At 32.8% G+C, this 13,561-nt stretch carries 11 protein-coding genes and 4 tRNA genes; 9 read left to right on the top strand and 6 right to left on the bottom strand.

What is annotated here, in order from left to right:
- Positions 1 to 157: 157 nt before the first annotated feature.
- The gene (locus MOV42_RS12970) at positions 158 to 388 is read left to right on the top strand and encodes a hypothetical protein (RefSeq protein ID WP_324171593.1); all 231 of its coding nucleotides are present in this window, start codon (positions 158 to 160) and stop codon (positions 386 to 388) included.
- A 31-nt stretch (positions 389 to 419) separates the two neighbouring features.
- On the top strand, positions 420 to 602 hold the full coding sequence (locus MOV42_RS12965; protein WP_324171592.1) for a hypothetical protein: 183 nt from the start codon (positions 420 to 422) through the stop codon (positions 600 to 602).
- Between the two features lie 116 nt (positions 603 to 718).
- Here the strand turns inward: MOV42_RS12965 and MOV42_RS12960 are convergent.
- The 4 genes from MOV42_RS12960 to MOV42_RS12945 form a co-directional block, all read right to left on the bottom strand.
- Positions 719 to 807 (bottom strand) — tRNA-Ser (locus MOV42_RS12960).
- A 34-nt stretch (positions 808 to 841) separates the two neighbouring features.
- A tRNA-Cys gene (locus MOV42_RS12955) sits at positions 842 to 915 on the bottom strand.
- An 18-nt stretch (positions 916 to 933) separates the two neighbouring features.
- Positions 934 to 1,020, bottom strand: a tRNA-Leu gene (locus MOV42_RS12950).
- Between the two features lie 33 nt (positions 1,021 to 1,053).
- Positions 1,054 to 1,128, bottom strand: a tRNA-Gly gene (locus tag MOV42_RS12945).
- Between the two features lie 196 nt (positions 1,129 to 1,324).
- Between MOV42_RS12945 and ilvD the strand changes: the two genes are divergently transcribed.
- Genes ilvD through infC form a run of 7 tightly spaced genes read left to right on the top strand, consistent with a single transcriptional unit; the run spans position 1,325 to position 11,917 of the window.
- The gene (gene ilvD / locus MOV42_RS12940; protein ID WP_324171591.1) at positions 1,325 to 3,013 is read left to right on the top strand and encodes a dihydroxy-acid dehydratase; all 1,689 of its coding nucleotides are present in this window, start codon (positions 1,325 to 1,327) and stop codon (positions 3,011 to 3,013) included.
- A 39-nt stretch (positions 3,014 to 3,052) separates the two neighbouring features.
- Positions 3,053 to 4,492, top strand: coding sequence for a DUF3375 domain-containing protein (locus tag MOV42_RS12935; protein WP_324171590.1), 1,440 nt, complete (start codon positions 3,053 to 3,055; stop codon positions 4,490 to 4,492).
- Positions 4,489 to 5,055 carry a DUF4194 domain-containing protein gene (locus tag MOV42_RS12930; RefSeq protein ID WP_324171589.1) on the top strand — a complete coding sequence of 189 codons (567 nt, stop codon included), beginning with the start codon at positions 4,489 to 4,491 and terminating at the stop codon, positions 5,053 to 5,055. The genes MOV42_RS12935 and MOV42_RS12930 overlap by 4 nt, the downstream gene beginning before the upstream one ends.
- A 1-nt stretch (position 5,056) precedes the next feature.
- The gene (locus tag MOV42_RS12925) at positions 5,057 to 8,389 is read left to right on the top strand and encodes an ATP-binding protein (protein ID WP_324171588.1); all 3,333 of its coding nucleotides are present in this window, start codon (positions 5,057 to 5,059) and stop codon (positions 8,387 to 8,389) included.
- A gap of 2 nt (positions 8,390 to 8,391) precedes the next feature.
- Complete coding sequence (locus MOV42_RS12920) at positions 8,392 to 9,546, top strand: Wadjet anti-phage system protein JetD domain-containing protein (protein WP_324171587.1); 1,155 nt, start codon at positions 8,392 to 8,394, stop codon at positions 9,544 to 9,546.
- 50 nt (positions 9,547 to 9,596) lie between these two features.
- Entirely contained in the window at positions 9,597 to 11,405 is a 1,809-nt protein-coding gene (gene thrS / locus MOV42_RS12915; protein ID WP_416385440.1) for a threonine--tRNA ligase, read from the top strand.
- Between the two features lie 20 nt (positions 11,406 to 11,425).
- On the top strand, positions 11,426 to 11,917 hold the full coding sequence (gene infC / locus MOV42_RS12910) for a translation initiation factor IF-3 (RefSeq protein ID WP_324173032.1): 492 nt from the start codon (positions 11,426 to 11,428) through the stop codon (positions 11,915 to 11,917).
- A 16-nt stretch (positions 11,918 to 11,933) separates the two neighbouring features.
- Here the strand turns inward: infC and MOV42_RS12905 are convergent, their stop codons facing one another.
- Both MOV42_RS12905 and MOV42_RS12900 read right to left on the bottom strand, forming a co-directional pair.
- Complete coding sequence (locus MOV42_RS12905) at positions 11,934 to 12,110, bottom strand: hypothetical protein (RefSeq protein WP_324171586.1); 177 nt, start codon at positions 12,108 to 12,110, stop codon at positions 11,934 to 11,936.
- Between the two features lie 61 nt (positions 12,111 to 12,171).
- A complete protein-coding gene (locus tag MOV42_RS12900) occupies positions 12,172 to 13,488 on the bottom strand; it encodes an MFS transporter (RefSeq protein WP_324171585.1) in 1,317 nt (438 codons plus the stop codon).
- Positions 13,489 to 13,561 lie beyond the last annotated feature (73 nt).

Raw genomic sequence — 13,561 nt, 5'->3', positions numbered from 1 at the left:
GATGCTACTTTTTATGGAAAGACCAAGTGCCCTTGAGGGTACAAGCTAGGCACTTTAGTATTTAAGGATAACATTACTAAGGAGATACTTTTATCTAAACATATTGAGTCTGAACTATCTGCCGATTATAAACTACTTCTAAATCAACTTTTAAAACTTGGGTACAGTATTTTATCAGTTACTACAGATGGTAAAAGAGGCTTACAAAAGGTTTTCAAAGATTTTCCAATGCAGATGTGTACCACAAGGGCATAAGCATCATTTCCACCAAGCAAAGACAGTAAGAAGATATATCACAAAAAGACCTATGCTTCAAGCTGGGAAAGATTTTAAGAAAATCATGTATAGACTCAAAGAAACAAATGAAAAAACTTTACCAAATAGTTAGACGAGTGGCATGAAAAATACAAAGAATTGAAGTGAAAAGTACAAATCCTGAAACTGGAAAGTCATATTATACTCACTATAAAGTTAGAGCTGCTTATCGAAGTTTAAGAGCCAATTTACTTTTCTTATTTACACGAAAAAAATATAATAATATTCAGATTCCAAACACAACAAATACTCTCGATGGTGGAACTTTTTCTCCACTAAAAATCTGAAGCTGAAGTTGGTTGATGACTACCTGCTTAACTATAAGAAAAGAAAATGATTTAGACCCCGAATTTTACTTTAAATCGTTTATTTAGATGTTATTGGATTGTATTAGATTAAGAAGTGGTGGACCCTCAGAGATTCGAACTCTGGGAGGTATAACCCTCGCTGGTTTTCAAGACCAGTGCATTCGACCAACTCTGCCAAAGATCCACTTTTTGTATTTGTAAGTTTTAAAGTATAAAACTGGAGGTGCCACCCAGATTTGAACTGGGGATAGCAGCTTTGCAGGCTGCGGCCTTACCACTTGGCGATGGCACCAGTTATCTTTCATATCAATGGTGCCCGGGGCCGGACTTGAACCGGCACAGTATTGCTACCGGGGGATTTTAAGTCCCCTGCGTCTACCAATTTCGCCACCCGGGCATGTATGAATGAATTCACAGTTTATAATTTAAATGGAGCGGGAAACGAGGTTCGAACTCGCGACCCCGACCTTGGCAAGGTCGTGCTCTACCACTGAGCTATTCCCGCATTTTTTTGCCACTTATTTTTAAGTGAGTGGAATTATAGCCGTTTAATTTATGTTTGTAAAGAGTTTTTTAACCAAATATAAAAAAAAATGGTATAATCGCATTTATAATTTAACCGCATGTGGCGGGATTACTCCTGACACAGTAATAAAGAAGATGAAGGTTTCCTTCCTTCATGAAATAAATTAAGGATTCTTATGAGAAGTGATATTATCAAAAAAGGTTTTGACAAAGCACCACATCGTTCATTACTTAGAGCAACAGGATTAAAAGATGAAGATTTTGATAAACCATTTATTGGGATAGCAAATAGTTATATTGACATCATTCCAGGGCATTTTTTCTTACACGAATATGGCGAAATTGTAAAAGAAGCTATTCGTGAAGCTGGTGGTGTTCCATTTGTCTTTAACACTATTGGCGTTGATGATGGTATTGCTATGGGACACGAAGGTATGCTTTACTCTCTTCCATCTCGTGAGATTATTGCTGATTCCATAGAAACAGTTATGAATGCGCATCAATTAGATGCAATGATATGTATCCCTAACTGTGACAAAATTGTTCCGGGTATGATTATGGGTGCATTGCGTGTTAATGTTCCGACTATTTTTGTTTCGGGTGGTCCAATGGCTGCTGGGCATAAAAAAGATGGTACACCAATCGACCTTGCTACTGCATTTGAAGCAGTTGGTCAACATGCTGAAGGAAAGATGACAGACGAAGAACTTTATGAAATAGAGTGTGAAGCTTGTCCAAGTGGGGGAAGCTGTTCTGGCATGTTCACCGCTAACTCTATGAATACTCTTTGTGAAGCTATGGGCATTGCACTTCCTGGTAATGGAACTATTTTAGCAATGACTCCTGAGCGTATTGAACTTGTGAAAAAAGCTGCAAGACGCATCGTTGAGTTAGCAAAAATGGAAGATAATTCTAAGTACAATATGAAAAATATTTTGGATAAAAAAGCTATTCATAATGCATTTGTTGTAGACATGGCTATGGGTGGAAGCTCAAATACTGTTCTTCATCTTTTAGCAATTGCCAGAGAATCAGATATAGAATATAAAATAGAAAACATTAATAAAATAGCAGATAAAGTTGCACATATTGCTAAAATATCTCCATCATTAACAACTGTTCATATGGATGATGTTGACAGGGCTGGCGGTGTAAATGCAGTTATGAAAGAAGTAAGTCGTCGTAGTGGACTTTTGCATCTTGATTCTCTTATGATTTCAGGTGAAACACTTGAAGAGAGAATAGTAGATGCTACTATTTTAGATGAGGCAGTAATTCATACAAATGAAAATGCCTATTCTCAAGTTGGAGGTCTTTCTATTTTATTTGGAAACCTTGCCTTAGAGGGTGCAGTTGTAAAAACAGCAGGTATAGATGCATCTATGCGTCAGTTCAAAGGAACTGCTGTATGTTTTGACTCTCAACCAAAAGCAATAGCTGGTATTATGAGTAAAAAAGTTAAATCTGGTGATGTTGTAGTTATTCGCTATGAGGGTCCAAAAGGTGGTCCTGGTATGCAAGAGATGCTAGCTCCTACTGCTCTTATCCAAGGCATGGGGCTTGGTTCAAGTGTTGCACTTATTACCGATGGTCGTTTTTCAGGTGCAACTAAAGGTGCATCTATCGGTCATGTTTCTCCTGAAGCTGCTGAAGGTGGACTTATTGCTTTCATTGAAGATGGTGATGAAATAGAACTAGATACGGACAAGCACTTACTACAACTTAATGTTAGTGAAGATATTTTAGAAAAGAGAAAAGCTGCATGGAAACCTTATAAAAATGAGGTAAAATCTAAATGGCTTAAGAGATATCAACTATTAGTTTCAAACGCTTCAAACGGCGCGGTTTTAAAAACCCAATTATAAATAAATAGCTCTACATATAGAGCCATATAAGAGATAAAGATGAAATATGATTATCTAAAACATCTAAAAAATACCAATCAAACTATAAAGCTTTTAAACAGCGATAACTTCGCCTTTATGCTTAGTTTTTTTCACTTTGTTTTTGTAAAAAAGGCTTATATAGTCATTCCTCATAGCCAAATTATTCAGTATCTTGATGATTATCTTTATGATATAAATAACTCATATAACAATATATTCGTAAAAACAGCAAAAGAGTATCTTGATGATTTTTCTAATGATAAAAATGCCTATCTTAGAAAATATCATGGAGAGGAAGATGAGCCTCTTTATGAACTTACACCGCATACAAACAAAGCCTTAGAATTTATAGAATCTCTTGCAAAGAGTGAGTTTGTAGCAAGTCGGTCTAAGTTTAACATCATCTTTGAGCTTCTTGAAGATTTAGAGTTTGAAACAAAGCTAGATAATATTGGACGAATAAAAAAACTTCAAAAACAAAAAGATGAGATTGACCGACAGATAGAAGCTATAAAGCTTAAAAAAGATTTGAGATTTGATAGTGCTAGGATAAAGGAGCATTATATTCAGATAGATGAACTTGTGCGAAAATTAAAGTATGATTTTTCGGAGATGGAGTATAACTTTAGAGATTTGAATAAGCTTGCTATGGAAAATATTACTTTGAGAGATGACACAAAGAGTGGAGTTTTAGATTGTGTCTTTGAAGTAGAAGATAGTATAAGAAACTCTGCTCAAGGAAAAAGTTTTTTTGCTTTTTGGCAACTATTAACGGATGCAAAAAGAAGTGAAAAACTTACAAAATTATTAAAAAATCTTTATGAGATAGAGAGCATAAAAAGTATGGACAAAGATGAAAAACTCACAAATATAAAATACACTTTACTAAAGAGTGCTGATAAGATTTATAAAGTTTCAGCAAAACTTATAGAACAACTTAGAAGATTTATAGATGATAGAGTTTGGATAGAGAACAAAAGAGTGCTAGATTTATGTAAAAACATAGAAAAATCAGCAATATTACTCAAAGATAAGCAACCAACTCAAAGAGAATTTTTTAGTATAAAAGGTGATAATATAAAGATAGACTCTATCTTTGAGAAATCTCTCTACACTCCAAAGATCCATCAAGAATTTGAAAAAAATGATAAACCACAAGAGATAAATATAGAGATGGATAGCTTTTATAATCTATTTTTTGTAGATGAAGAAATACTGAAAAAAAATATAGCCCAGATGCTACAATCTCAACCACAATGCACACTAGAACAAATCATAAAAAAGTTCACTATCTCAAAAGGTATTAGTGAGTTAGTCAGCTATGTAAACATCGCAAAAAACAGTGAAGATACAACTGTAGAGGAGAGTATTTTAGTAAAATTAGAAGTAATTGATTTGGATGGAGTTACAAAAGTTGTGAAGATGCCTAAGATAGTTTTTACAAAAGGAAAAATATGAATATAAATGCTAGAACTGCCATAACGCTACTCTTAAAAGGTTTGTTTTACAAAAGTGATAATGAAAATGCTTGGGATGAGCTAATAGAAGGGAGTTATGGGGCAATAAGTGATTACTTTGAGATTATGGGGCTTGAAGTTATGACGGATGAAAATGAGGGATTTAGCTATCTTCAAAATATGATTTTTGAAGAGGGAGAGGAGAGTTTACCTAAGCTTATTCGTTCTCGTGAGCTAAGTTATAAAGTTTCTCTTGTGTGTGTTTTACTTAGAAAAAAGATAGCAGATTTTGATATTCAAAATGAAGATACAAAGGCGATAGTAACTAATCAAGAGATAAAAGATATGGTTTTACTTTTTTTACCTTCTAAAACCAATGAGGTAAAAACACTCAAAGAGATTGACACAAGTATAAAAAAAGTTCAAGAGCTTGGATTTTTACGGCTCCTTAAAAATCAAGATGGAGTGTATGAGATAAAACGCTCTATAAAAGCCTTTGTAGATGCACAGTGGTTAAATGAACTTGATATAAAGTTACAAGAGTATAGAGAGGTTGAGAGTTAAGATGGAACAAAGATTTGATTTTGCTACAGACGATACAAAGACTGGTTTTAGGCTTAATATATTTGAAGTTTATAACTGGGGGACTTATGATGGGTATTTTAAGTTAGATCTTGCTAAGTCAAATGGACTCTTGACGGGTGACATAGGTTCAGGTAAATCAACTATAGTAGATGCCTTAACCACTCTTTTAGTTCCTCACCAGAAAATAGTATATAACAAAGCAGCAGGAGCAGAAAGTAAGGAGAGAAGTTTGAACTCTTACATCTTAGGAGAATACAAAAGCTCTAAAGATGATAATTTTACCTCTGCTAAGGCTATATCAATTAGAGATGCTTCCAATACCTTTAGTGTTTTACTCGCGAACTTTAAAAATGATGGTTATGAGGAAGAAGTTACTATCGCACAATTTTTTTATATATCCTCTTCTCAAGTCCATAAATTTTTTGTGGTTTCTAAAAGTTCTCTTAGTATTAAGAAAGATTTTTTTGATTTTAAAGATATAAGAGAACTAAAAAAAACTATTCGTAAAATCCCACACCTAAGTGTTTATGATAGCTTTAAGGACTATTCAAAAGATTTTAGGAGGCTGATGGGTATTAAAAATGAACAGGCTCTAAATCTTTTTTACCAAACAGTTTCACTTAAATCTATTGGCAATCTTACTCAGTTTATTCGCTCCCACATGCTAGAACCTAGCACTATGGTTGCGATGATAGATGAACTTTGTAAAAATTTTAGTGAGTTAAATCATATGCATACTTTAGTGCTTCGTGCAAAGAGGCAAATAGAGTTGCTTTACCCCATAGATAAAGAGGGTAAAAAGTATGAGAGCTCGGCAAAGACTAAGAACAGTTTTGAGTTATATAGAGAAAACCTTAGTGCTTATTTTGCTTTATTTAAGATAACACTTTTAAAGGTAAAACTTCAAGAGTTAGATATAGAAAAAAGTAAAAAAATTTCACAAAAAGAACAAGCAAAAGATATGCAAAATGAACTTAATGACAGTTTGTTAGAGTTAAATTTGGAGCTAAAGCAAAATGGTGGAGATAGACTTAGATCCATACAAAAAGATATAAAATATCATGAACAATCTATGCAGGAAAGAAAAAAATCTAACAAAATATACAATGAAATAGCTAACTCTCTACAGCTTAGAACTGTTTCGAATGAGCATATATTTTTAAATAATCTAGCCGAAGCACAAAAAAAGTTTACTACAATAGAGAGCAGGTATGAATCACTTCAAGATAAGGTTATAAATACAAAAGGAGCTTCAAAAAGATATGAGGATATTGCTAGTGAACTTGAGGTAGAGTTAGTTTACTTGAAAAATAATCCATCAAATATTCCAAGAAAAATATCTCAAATAAGACAAAATATAGCAAATGAACTAGGTCTAAATATAGAGAAACTTCCATTTGTTGGAGAACTTATAGAGGTAAAAGATAGAGAATGGGAAGGGGCAATAGAGAGAATTTTGCATAGTTTTTCTCTAGCTCTTTTGGTAGATAGTGATTACTATGATGAAGTTAGTGAGTATGTCGATAGAACAAACTTAAAAGGTAAACTCGTATATTTGAAAGTTCAAAAAAACGCTCAGAGTGGTTTTGTAGAGATAGGCACAAGCTCGCTACTTAATAAGATAAATATCAAAGCCAAAGCAGGACTTTATGAACCACTAAAAGCTATGCTAGATAGTCGATTTAATATACCATGTGTCGATAATATTATAGATTTTAGAAGATTTAAAAAAGCACTTACTATAAAAGGACAGTTTAAAACAAGTCTAGCTAGACATGAAAAAGATGATAGATTTAGCATAAACGATAGTAGAAATTGGGTTTTAGGTTGGAATAATGCTACGAAACTTCAAAAACTTCAAGAGGATTATGAAAAAGAACTAGAGAAGATAGAGTTTATGAATCAAAAAATCAGTTCTTTACAAAAGCAGATGCTAGAGATGCAAGACTCAAGAGATAAGCTAAGAGATATATTAAAATATAAAGAGTTTGAGCAGATAGATTGGTATAGATACTCCAAGAAGATAGAGGGCTTGCTAAGCGAAAAAGAGGAGTTGCAAAAGAGCAGTGATATTATAAAAGTTTTGCAAGATAAAATAGAAAAAACAGCAATAAAACTTAAAACTGATGGAGAAAAACTTGATACGCTTATAGAAGATATTGGTAAACTTCAAAGTTCTATGGAGCAAAAAGAGTTAGAGTTAGGTGAGGCAATTCTAAGAGTTCAAAATACTGATAATATTAACTTAGTAAAAGAAGATTTAGAAAAATTAAGGCTGGAAATAGTTGTCAAAAAATTAAACCTAAACAATATAAAGAACAGTGAGTTAAAATTAAGAGAATATATACAAAAACAGATAGATTCTCTCTCTGGCATAATGACCCGTTCAGCTCAAAATATCATCAAGCAGATGGGATTATACAAAAATGAGTTTGCAGTGGAGTCAAAGGAATTTGATAGTGCTATAGAATCTCTTGATGAGTTTAGGCAAAGGTTAGTAGATCTTAAAAAAGATGACCTACCTAAGTGGGAAAAGAGATTTAAAGAGTTGTTTCGTGAAAAAACTATACAAAATATAGTAATAGTTCAGACAGAGCTAGAACATCAAGCAGATGAGATAAAATCAAAAATAGATAAGATAAATAACTCACTTAGAGATATAGAGTATAGTGATGGAACATATATTGAATTGATGGCAGAGAGGTCAAAAAATGTTGAGATAAGGGAGTTTAAAGAGAGTCTAAGACATTCTATATCTGGTTCTATTAATGAAGAAAACCTTATAGATGAGTCTAAATTTTTAGAGATAAAAACTATCATAGAGAGGCTAAATGGAAGAGAAAATCATAGCGATATAGATAAAAAGTGGCGTTTGCTTGTTACAGATGTAAGAAATTGGTTTGATTTTTCTGCGATGGAGAGATTTAGTAGTGATGAAAGTGAAAAAGAGTTCTATCCACATAGTGGCGGTAAATCTGGTGGTCAGAAAGAAAAACTTGCATATACAGTTTTAGCTTCATCATTGGCTTTTCAGTTTGGACTAGAACATGATGAGGTAAGAAGTCGTTCATTTAGGTTTGTGATGATAGATGAAGCCTTTGGAAGAGGAAGTGATGAGAGTAGTCGCTATGCTCTAAGACTTTTTGAGAAATTAAATCTACAGCTTTTAGTTATAACTCCTAAACAAAAGATAAATATTATAGAGCCATTTGTCAATAGTGTGCATTTTGTACATAATCAAGATGGGAGAAATTCTTCACTTTTGTCTATGAGTATTGAAGAGTTTGTGAAAAATAGAAAAAACAGTAGCTAGAAGTGGCAAAGTTTTACGATAAAAAAGAGGTTTTTTCAAAAGCTTTAAAGATATATGAAAGCGGAAAGTTATTTTTAGATTTTATGCACGATAGTGAACTTTTTCCACTAGAGATAAAGCTTAAAAGATTAAAACAAAGTGACCTTCAATACAGTTTTTCTATCATCATAGACGAACTGAACCTTTTACAAAAAGAGAGTTTAGAACTTATTTATAAAGAGTTTAATTTTAAAACTATTGGTTTACAAAGACTTCCTGTATCTGTTGTGTTTAAAGATAAAGATATATTTTTAGATTTTATCAAAAAAAGTGATGAGTTTAGTCGGTTTGTAAAAAATTATGAGATGATTATTACTAAATATCCTAGCTTAAAAAAACTGCTACTTGCAAAACCATTTTTAGTGCTAGACTATAATGATGTTTGGAATAAACTCTTTAGTGTATGTAACTTTTTCATAATAAACCCTCGTCCAAATATCTATATAAGAGAACTATCAATAAAAAATATTGATACAAAATTTATAGAAAAGTATAAAAAGATATTGGACAAACTTTTAACTATTTTACTAAATCAAGATAATGTAAATACGGATATAACTACACTCTCAAACTATGGTTTTGAGAAGAAATACTATCTAAAATACCCACTACCAACAATAAGATTTAGAATCTTAGATAGTTCTCAAACCATAGGTGGCTTGAGTGATATATCTCTAAATATAGATGAATTTAAGCATCTATACCCTACATGTAAATACATATATATAGTTGAAAATAAGATAACTACTTTATCCTTTCCTCCATTAAAAAACTCTATGGTAATCTTTGGAAATGGCTATGGTGTAGAGGTTTTAAGAGATGTAAAATGGCTTCACGAAAAAGAAATTTTTTATTGGGGAGATATAGATAGTGATGGTTTTGCTATTCTCTCACAAGTAAGAGGCTACTTTAAAGGTACAGTTTCTATTTTGATGGATAAGCAGACAAAAGATAACTTCGAGTATTTTGGTGTTGAGGTAAAAGCTACGACATGCAAGAAGTTAATAAATCTTACTGTTGAAGAAAAAAATATGTTTGATAACATTGGAAATTTTAGGTTAGAGCAAGAAAGGATAGGATTTGAGTATATTATAAACTCCCTAGCTAATCGGCTTTAAAGCAATTTTTAGGCATTATATCAAAAAAGTATTATGAGGATTATACACAAGTGAATGCAATCGCTATAAAACACAATGATGAAATTATTGATTTACAAACTGCCCAAGAATTTGGGTTTGAAGGTGAGCAGATTCATCTTGACAACTCAGAGGATGCTTTAAAAGTTCTTCGTCACTCAACAGCACACTTAATGGCTCAAGCTATTAAGTCACTCTACCCAGATGCTCTTTTTTATGTTGGACCAACGGTAAAAGAGGGTTTTTACTACGACTTTAAAACAGACTCAGAGATAGGTGAGGGTGACCTTAAAAAGATAGAAAAACAGATGCTTTTTTTTGCTAAGAAAAAATATAAAATAGAAAAGTATTCTATATCTATGGATGAAGCAAAAGAAAAGTTTAAAGATGACCATTTAAAATTGGCTGTAATGGATAGAATTCCTGATGATACAGTTAGCATCTATAAACAAGGTGAGTTTGAAGACCTTTGTCGCGGCCCTCATTTGCCATCTATTGGGCTTATCAGATATTTTAAACTAACTAAAATATCTGGTGCTTATCTTGGCGGAGATTCTAAAAACGAAATGCTAACTCGTATATATGGCATAGCATTTGCAGATAAAGAATCACTTAAAGCTCATATGACGATGTTAGCCCAAGCTGCAAAGCGTGATCATAGAAAGATTGGTGCAGAGATGAAACTTTTCACTTTCCGTGAAGAAGTTGGAGCAGGTTTTCCTATCTGGCTTCCTGCTGGTGGGAGACTTCGTGCAAGATTAGAGAACCTTCTTTATAAAGCACACCGTAAACGCGGTTATGAGCCAGTTCGTGGACCAGAGATGCTAAGAAGTGATTTATGGAAAACTTCAGGTCATTATCAAAACTACGGTGAAAATATGTATTTCACAAATATAGATGAATTAGAGTTTGGGATTAAACCTATGAACTGTGTTGGGCATATTAAAGTATATGAAAATGAGCTTCATTCTTACAGAGATTTGCCAATAAAATATTTTGAATATGGGGTAGTTCATCGTCACGAATTTACTGGTGCTTTACATGGTTTATTTAGAGTTCGTGAGTTTACACAAGATGATGCACATATTTTTTGTACAACAGAGCAGATTGAAGAACAAATCATAGAAGTTGTTGATTTTGTAGATAAAATTATGACTACTTTTGAATTTGATTATAAAATGATGATTTCAACTAAGCCAGAAAAAGCAGTTGGAAGTGATGAAGCTTGGGAAGTGTCTACTCAGGCACTTAAAAATGCAATGGATAAAAACTCTTTAGCTTATGAGATTGATGAAGGTGGAGGTGCATTTTATGGTCCAAAAATCGACATTAAAATCACAGATGCCATAGGTCGTGAATGGCAATGTGGAACCATTCAGTTAGATTTTAATCTACCTGAAAGATTTAAACTTGAGTATAATGGCGAAAATAATGATAAAATACAGCCAGTAATGATTCACAGAGCAATTTTAGGTTCTTTTGAGCGTTTTATTGGTATATTAACGGAACATTATGCTGGGGAGTTCCCAATGTTTATAGCTCCAACACAAGTTGCTATTGTGCCAATAGCTGATACGCACAATGCTTATGCTAAGGAACTATCAGATAAACTTATTGACATAAATGCCGATAGTGAGATATACAACAAGAACGATTCTTTAAATAAGAGAATTAGAATAGCAGAAAAAACAAGAGTTCCTATGCTTGTTATCATAGGTGATGAAGAGGTTGAAGGTAAAACTGTTGCGATTCGTGATAGAAGAACTAGAGAGCAATACAATCTAAGCGAAGATGAATTTTTAAAGCTTATACAAACTAAAATAAATGAGGTAAATTTTTGACTAAAAAAGATCGTGTAATAATGAATGACGATATCCGTGTTGATGAACTGCGTTGCAATATAGATGGAGGAGAGTCTTTAGGAATTATTTCTACTGATGAAGCTATGAGTAAGGCAAATGAGTTAGGACTAGATTTAGTTTTAATAGCTCCAGGTGCAAAACCACCAGTTGCAAAAATTATGGACTATGGTAAATACAGATACCAAGAAGAGAAAAAACTCAAAGAGCAGAGAAAAAATCAAGTAAAAATAGTTGTTAAAGAGATAAAATTATCTGTTAAAATCGCTGAAAATGATGTAGCTTATAAAGTTAAACATGCAAGAGAATTTTTAGAAAAAGGTTTTCATGTTAAGTTCCGTGTATTTTTAAGAGGTCGTGAAATGGCACATCCAGAAGCTGGAAAAGAAGTTCTTTTAAGAGTTTGGCCAATGGTTGAAGATATTGGTGTTATGGAAAAACCACCAAAATTCGAAGGTCGTTACTTCAATATGTATGTGACTCCTCAAAAGTAGTCCTTAAGAAGTACTGTTATATTTTTGTATAATCAACACCCTCTTCGCAAGTAAAGATGAGATTTTGAATAATTTCATCTTCATTTGTTTTTCCTTCACCAAATTCATCTAAAAATTGCATTTCAATTTTTTTATCTTTTTGAGCAGTTATTTCGCCATAATTTAAAAGATATTCAATAGTTAGGTCATTCATAATGTATCCCTTTGTAAGAAGATACAAAAAAAAAGTGTGAAAAGAGTGTAGGGTTAAAAGCTTATAAAGATATTTTTGCTTTTAACTCATCTTTACTTATAGCGGAAGTCACATATTTAATAACTATAAGCTTTTCATTTTCATTTATATACCATTCTGCGATATGCTCATGTTCTAATTCTTCAAGTTTAGTTGCATCTACGCTATCTTGAGATAAGTATAGATGCGAGTGTTTTATTGGATTTTGTAATCTTAGAGTCCATAGCAACCAAATAGTAGCAGTTACGGCAATAGAGATGCCAATGGTTTGCCTATCGCTAATATCGAGCATTAAACCTGTAAAAGTACCACCTACAAAAGTAGCAAAATAAGCGATAGAGTTAGAAATACCTAAGGCTGCACCTTTTTGATGAACTTTTGCAAACTTTGTTATCATTGATTGAACTAAAGGTTCCATCATATTAAAAGCTATAAAGAACATTGAAACACCAACTATGAACATAGTACTGTTTGTTGTAAGACCCATAGTTAAAAAAGCTCCAATGAAGAGAACAATAGAGATTAAAAATATTTGTTTTGGTTTGTTGTACTTTTCACCAAATACTGCCGCTGGTCCCATAGCGATAAGACCAAGAACCATAGCAGGAAGATATGCCATGTATAAGTCAGACTTTTCCCAAGCAAAAGCATCGCTAGTAAGAATAATAGGAATAAGAACAAAAGCAGCTGTCATAAGACCTTTTTGCATAGCGTTTATTATAATCATATTTAGAAGATTTGAGTCTTTTAAAATATCTGAAGTTTTTACAACACCGTGATAAATATGTTTAATACGCGGAGGTGTTGGAACTTTTGTAAAAAGAATAGCGATAGCTAAGATAGATAAAACAGCAGTTATGATAAAAAGGGTATCAACACCATAGGCAGCACCTATAACTGGACCAAGTCCCATAGCAAGTGCAAAACTCATAGCGATAGAGCCTCCCATGATAGCCATTGCTTTACCACGAATCTCTTCTTCAACTAAATCAGAAATCATTGCAGTTATAACAGAACCAATTGCTCCAGCACCTTGAAGAAATCTACCAAACATTAGAGTGTATATATCAGTTGAATATGCACAGATAAGTGAGCCAACAAAAAAGATAAGAAGACCAACTAAAAGAGTTGGTTTACGCCCTATTTTGTCACTCATTGTTCCAAAAGGAACTTGAAAGATTGCCTGAGTTAAAGCGTACCCACCAACTACAACTCCAACAAGCATAGGAGTTGAGCCTTCAAGTTCAAGAGCATATATGGAGATAACAGGTAAAACTAAAAAAAGACCTAGAAATCTAAGTGAGAGTATTGCAGACAGTGGAAAAACTTTTTTAAACATGTGTTGCCTTAGTAAATTTAGTATATAATTTCAAGAGTATATATAAAAAATCATTACATTTAGTATAAGGAAA

Origin of the sequence: Sulfurimonas sp. (assembly GCF_029027405.1) — a bacterium.
Taxonomy (GTDB): domain Bacteria; phylum Campylobacterota; class Campylobacteria; order Campylobacterales; family Sulfurimonadaceae; genus Sulfurimonas.
Note: the sequence above shows the minus strand (reverse complement) of the source record. Positions and strands in the feature narration are given on the sequence as shown.